Source organism: Streptomyces sp. SID3343 (genome assembly GCF_009865215.1).
In the GTDB taxonomy this organism is placed as follows: Bacteria; Actinomycetota; Actinomycetes; order Streptomycetales; family Streptomycetaceae; genus Embleya.
On the sequence record NZ_WWJX01000799.1, the window covers coordinates 1 to 950 of the forward strand.

Consider the following 950-nt stretch of genomic DNA (forward strand, 5'->3'; position numbering starts at 1 on the left):
CGGGCCTCGACCGGCTCGTCGGCGCTCGCCGCCGGTGCCCAGGGCGTGGCGATCAACCCGGCGAGTCGGGTCCACCGCGGCCCGTGCCCCGTCACGAACCGCACCCACGGGCCGAGCCAGTCGGGATCCGACTCCAGGACGGGCACCGCGACCGCGCCGCGGGGCGCCCCGAGCCGCGTCGGCGACCCACCGGCCGGCGCCGACCACGCGTCGATCATCGCGTCGACGAACTCCCAGCGCAGATCGGCGTTGGCGGTGGACGCACCGGTCGCGTGCAGCCGCATGCGCCGCGGGAACAACCCCGTCAGGTGCCACAGCCGTTGCGGCAACGCGTGTACGACGGCGACGGGTTGCCGCCGGCCCCACGTGCGCAGCAGGTCGTGGCCCGCGCCTCGGCGCCAGGCCGGCGCGAAGGCGTCGGTCAGTACCAGGACGATCCGCCGGCCCGACGGGTCGACGAGGCTGCGTGGCGAACGCGGCGGCGAGCCCTTTCCCGGTCCGCGCAGCAGCGCTCCTTCGGGCGCGTCGGCGCCGGTCTCCAGGCGGTACACCTTGAGGTCGCGGAATCCGCCGTAGGTACGCAGCATGTGGGCGAGCCGGGCTGCCTCCTCACGCCACACCGCCATCTGCGGCGCGGCGTCGACGACCAGGGCCAGTTCCCATCGCCGTTCGGACGCGGCGCGCAGCACGGGCGGCAACCACGGTGCCTCGGCGAAGCGTTCGGCGGTCGCGTCCTCGTCCACCTCGAAGGCGTCGGGCGCGTCGAGCCGATCGCGCAGCGGGCGCAGCAGGCGGCTCATCGCGGGCGCCGCCAAGCGCGTCCGGGGGCTCGCGGGCTCGCGGGCTGGGACGCGCACGAGGCCGTGCGTGTCCGGCTCGTGGGGCGGTCGGGTGGTCGTGTTCGGGGGGCGACTTGCGTCGAACGGGTGGCGGAAGTCCGGTTCCGGGCC

General features: G+C 76.1%; 1 protein-coding gene. It reads right to left on the bottom strand.

Annotated elements, in window-relative coordinates; genetic code table 11:
* Positions 1-857 (bottom strand): SAV_2336 N-terminal domain-related protein (locus GT354_RS24800; RefSeq protein ID WP_346012156.1); only part of this gene is annotated, 857 nt, incomplete at its 3' end.
* Positions 858-950 lie beyond the last annotated feature (93 nt).